At 31.3% G+C, this 5,237-nt stretch carries 5 protein-coding genes; 1 reads left to right on the top strand and 4 read right to left on the bottom strand.

Features of this window, described 5'->3' with window-relative positions:
- From ACTG3S_RS13795 to dinB, 4 genes are all read right to left on the bottom strand, one after another.
- Positions 1-127: FAD-dependent oxidoreductase (locus ACTG3S_RS13795; RefSeq protein WP_439129917.1), on the bottom strand; the 127-nt coding region annotated here is incomplete at its 3' end.
- Between the two features lie 36 nt (positions 128-163).
- Positions 164-1,276, bottom strand: coding sequence for an NAD(P)/FAD-dependent oxidoreductase (locus tag ACTG3S_RS13800; RefSeq protein WP_439129914.1), 1,113 nt, complete (start codon positions 1,274-1,276; stop codon positions 164-166).
- Positions 1,277-1,729, bottom strand: a complete 453-nt coding sequence (locus tag ACTG3S_RS13805; RefSeq protein ID WP_439129915.1) for a GNAT family N-acetyltransferase — start codon at positions 1,727-1,729, stop codon at positions 1,277-1,279. It abuts the gene before it with no gap.
- Positions 1,730-1,786: 57 nt separating this feature from the next.
- Positions 1,787-2,860, bottom strand: coding sequence for a DNA polymerase IV (gene dinB / locus ACTG3S_RS13810; RefSeq protein WP_439129918.1), 1,074 nt, complete (start codon positions 2,858-2,860; stop codon positions 1,787-1,789).
- A gap of 132 nt (positions 2,861-2,992) precedes the next feature.
- Here dinB and ACTG3S_RS13815 point away from each other — a divergent pair.
- Positions 2,993-5,237, top strand: a 2,245-nt coding sequence (locus ACTG3S_RS13815) for a BspA family leucine-rich repeat surface protein (protein WP_439129916.1), incomplete at its 3' end; no start/stop codon positions are given.

A 5,237-nucleotide genomic window follows, 5' to 3' on the forward strand; every position in this document is an offset into this window, starting at 1 on the left:
CTTTGTGTTTTGGATAGCTGTTTTTTTCTATCAACAAAACTTTTTTACCAAATTTAGACAGGTGGATTGCATTACATAATCCTGCTAAACCTCCACCAATTATTATAATTTCAAAACTTGTTTTCATATTGCAAATATCATTTCGATCGCAATCGAGAAATCTCTATTCATCTAATATTTCTGCTAATTCTTTACCTACTAAACTTCCTATAGCAACACCCATTCCACCTAATCTTACTCCACAAAAAACGTTTTCTGAAAGTTGTTTTACAATGGCTTTTTTCTGATTGCCTACTCCCATAATACCACTCCACCTGTGATCAATCTCAAAATGTGTATTTGGTAAAATGGTTTCTTTTAAAATTTTTTCTAATTCATTTTGTATGATTTTGGTTTGCCCAAACTCTGATGTTGTTTCTGTTTTAAAATCTAAATTTCTGCCTCCACCAAATAAAATTCTATTGTCTATATTTCTAAAATAATAATAGCCTTTATCTAAGTGAAAAGTGCCTTTTATATGTAAATTTTTAATGGGTTTTGTTATAAGTACTTGCGCCCTTGCTGGTTGTACTTTTTCTTCTAAAAGTTGATTTGCAAAACCATTTGTTGCCACCAATAATTTATGGGTTTTAAATGTAATTTTGTTGGTTTTTATCTCAACACTTTTTCCAGTTTCTAAAAAACTTTCTATAGAAATATTGTTTACTATTTTTATGTTTAATTTTTGAGCTTTTAAAAGTAACTCGTTCATCATTTTACCAGTGTCTAATTGCCCTTCAAAAATATTTACAAAATGGTTAGATGTTACTTTTTTAAAACCAAATGTGTCTTTTTGAACCAAAAAAACATCTTTTTTAAAAATTGGTTTTAGCAATTTATTTATACTATCTTTTTGTGAATTACATTCCTCAAAAAACGCTTTAGAATTACATAATTCAAAGCCAAAGTTTTGCTGAAAATCTATTGTTGCATCACCCAAATTTTGTCTTAATAATTGCAGTCCTTTCCAGCGTTTATCAACCAAATTATAAACGGCTGACTCTGAATGTGTTTTTAAATCATCTATCAACTCAGATAAACTACCAAAACAAGCAAAACCTGCATTTTTTGTGCTAGCTCCTTGAGGCAACATACCTTTTTCTAAAATTAAAATTTTAGCTTTTGGATGCTTTTTGTTGAGTTCTAAAGCACAGTTTAGACCAACAATGCCACTCCCAACAACTGTAAAATCGATGTCGGTAAACCATTCTTTGAGTTCCCAGTAACTAAAGTTCATTTATAGTGTTTTTTCAAAACAAATACTGTTTTGCATTCCTATGTATTGTCCGTAATTTGGTATGATTTGATAGCGGCATTTTTTATAAAATTGTACAGCCTCTGCTTGTCTTTTCCCTGTTTCTAAAACACATTTGTTATAACCCATTTCTTTTGCCCAAATTTCTAATTCTTTCAATATTTTTTGAGCAACTCCTTTTCCTCTTTTTCCTTCAGAAACGTACATTCTTTTTATTTCTACAGAAATCTCGTCAAACTTTTTAATGGCACCACAACCCACAGCAACATTATCATCATAAAAAACAACAACATGTTTTAATACGTCTATATTATTAAACTGATTGTAGAAATCGTGCTCATCTCCATCAGTAATTTTAAGATACGCATCTAATTGATTTACCAAATTAATAAAATCTTTGCTTTCTGAATTGGTTCTTTTTATTTTTAGATTCATAATAAATTTTTAAGGAGATTTTAAAACAAGTTCAGAATGACTAAAACCTAGTTTTCGTCAAAAATCGAACTTTAATTGTACCCAAACTGGTTCTTTTTTTTCTGTATTTAAATTTCCAAAAGAAATACCCAATAAACGTACAGAATTTAATAATTTTTCTTGAAACAGAAGCTCTTTTACAATAGGCATAAACTCATTTTTTAATTGCAAAAAATTAGGCATTGTTTTGCTTCTAGTTTGTTGTGTAAAATCAGAATATTTTATTTTTAAAGTTACTGTTTTTCCCTTTGTATTGGCTTTAATCATTCTTCTTTCTAATTCATCAGCAATATTGTCTAACTTTTCTAACATAAATATTTCTGAAGAAATGTTTTCAAAAAAAGTTCTTTCTGCTCCCAAAGATTTTCTAATTCTGTTTGGTTTTACAGGGCTGTTGTGAATTCCACGAACTATATTATAATAATGTGCTCCTGATTTTCCGAATAATTGTACCAACTCTTCGAGTGATTTTTTCTTTAAATCATTCCCAACAAAAATTCCTAAATTATACATTTTTGCAGCAGTAACTTTACCCACGCCATAAAACTTATTTACGGGTAATTCTTCTAAAAACTGAATTACTTCTTCTGGATGAACTGTTTTTTGCCCATTAGGTTTGTTAATATCAGAAGCTACTTTTGCAATAAACTTATTGATAGAAATACCTGCTGAGGCTCGTAAACCTGTTTCTTCATAAATCCGTTGCCTAATTTCTCTAGCAATATCATTCGCTGACGGATTTCCTTTTTTGTTTTCGGTAACATCTAAATACGCTTCATCTAAAGAAAGCGGTTCTACCAAATCTGTATACTCATAAAAAATGGCTCTTATTTTAGCTGTTAACTCTTTATATCTTGCAAAATCTGACTTTACAAAAATGATATGTGGGCATTTTTGCTTTGCCAATACATTACTCATGGCAGATTTTACGCCAAATTTTCGAGCTTCATAACTTGCAGCAGAAACTACTCCTCTATCACCTCCACCACCAACAGCAATTGGTTTTCCTCTCAATTCTGGATTGTCCAGCTGCGCAACAGAGGCATAATATGCATCCATATCTACATGAATAATTTTTCTATATGTTTGAATCGTTTTCAATCAATGTAAAAATACGATATCTAATGTCTTGTTGCCAATTATGAAAAGTCAAAATTATATCATACTTTTATAGTTAATTAAAATGATATGTTTCTCCCGAAAAAATACATTTTTTTAGTTTGCATGTTCTTATTAATTTCTTTTAATTGTTTTGCTCAAACAGAATTTATTACTACATGGCAAACTACCACTGCTAGCGAATCTATAACCATACCTACAAATGGTGGTGGTTACAATTGTACTGTAGATTGGGGTGATGGTTCAGGAACAACAACACATACAGGAAGTGCTCCTGTGATTTCTCATACTTACGCAACTGCAAATACTTATACTGTTACTATAACAGGTACTTTTAATAGAATATATTTTAATAATACAGGTGATAAAAATAAAATACAATCTATAGAACAGTGGGGTACAAATCAAGTATGGTTTTCTATGGTAAGGGCTTTTGATGGTTGTGCAAATTTGGTAAACAATGCTACTGATGTTCCAGATTTATCTTCTTGTGGTTCTACTTTAAGAATGTTTAGAAATGCAACTTCTATAGGAACAGGTTCTGCAACCAATTGGAATAGTTGGAACTTAAATAATGTTACAAGTATTGCTCAAATGTTTAGAAATTGCCCTTCTTTTAATGAAGACATCAGTAATTGGGATGTGAGCAATGTTACAAATTTTAATAATTTATTTAATGGTGCTTCTTCTTTTAATCAAGATGTTAGTGGGTGGATTACCTCATCTGCAACAAGAATGAATAATACTTTTAGAGATGCCGTAGCCTTTGACCAAGATATTAGTGGGTGGGATATTAGTGGAGTAACCACAATGAATAATATACTTAGAGGTGCAGAATTATCTTTAGAAAATTACAATACTTTATTAGTTGGTTGGAATGCCCAAAGTTTACAACCCTCCATTGCTTTTCATGGAGGAACTTCTAAATATTGTTCGCCTGCCGCAGTTGCAGCAAAAGCTAATATGATTTCCTCAGATTCTTGGACATTTACAGATGGTGGTGAGTTAACAGAATTTGTTTGGACCGGAAATACTGATACAGATTGGAATACACCTGATAATTGGCAAGATGGCTATATTTCTGACTGTTCTTTAGATGTAACAATTCCTGTAGTTACTAATTACCCTACTATAGATGCTTCTTCAGAGTTTGCAGTTGATAATTTAACAGTAGATTCTGGAGCTTCATTAACCATTGAAGGCGGTTTAACAGTTCAAGGAAATCTAACTACAAATAACGGACTTACCCTTAATTCTGGTGGTTCTATTATTGTTGATGGAACTTCTTCTGGTAATTTAACTTACAACAGAAATTTACCCAATGGAAATGAATATTACAACACGGCATCACCAGTAATTGGGGAAACTATAGAAAATTTTATTAGTACAAATAGCCCAAAAACTGGTATTAGTGGTAATATTGGCTTGTATTATTATGATAATAGCGCTACTACGGGCTACGCAGGTACAGGGTATGTTTTTTATGAACCAACCTCTACTGGATCTATGGAAAGTGCCAAAGGTTATGGCGTACAACTAAGTAGTGGTTCAGATATTGCTTTTACGGGCACTATGCCAACTGCAGATGCTTCTATTGCTATTGCTACAGGTAGCATAGACAATTCTGTTTTAGTGGGTAATCCATTTCCTTCTTATTTACCAGTAAATGAAAATACTGTGACAACAGATAATATACTTACTCAAAATTCAGCTCTTTTAAGTGAAGAAACTGTATGGTTTTGGGACAATACAATAAACGATTATATTGCTGTAAATAATGGTTCTCCATCTAGATACCTAGCACCTGGTCAAGGTTTTTTTGTGGATGCTGGTTCAAGTGGAAGTTTTAACTTTTTAGAATCTTGGCAAGAACACCAAACAACAGATGTTTTTAATAAAACAACAGATGATACGTTTAGAGTATACTTAACTTTAGAAAATCAAACTAATCAGAAAAAAAGCACAGAAATATATTTTATACCGAACAAAACCATTTATTTTGATAATGGCTATGACAGCTCTTCTATTTCTGATGAAAATGCTTCCTTTTCTTTGGCTACTAGATTAGTTGTAAATTTAGATAGCCAAAACCTATCTATACAAACATTACCGACAGAAAATATAGAAGAAACTGTTATTCCTTTATCTGTAAACGGAGAGCATAGCTTAACTTTTTCTATAGATTATTCGAACAAACCAAAAAACATTAATATTTATTTAGAAGATAGACTACTAAACAGTTTTATTTTCTTAGGTATAAATGGTTCTTATACAATAATTAACGAAGAAAAAACTACAGGTGTAGGTCGTTTTTATTTGCATACAAAAAGTAAGGTGCTAAGTACAAGAG

Source organism: Polaribacter sp. (assembly GCF_965656025.1).
Taxonomy (GTDB): domain Bacteria; phylum Bacteroidota; class Bacteroidia; order Flavobacteriales; family Flavobacteriaceae; genus Polaribacter.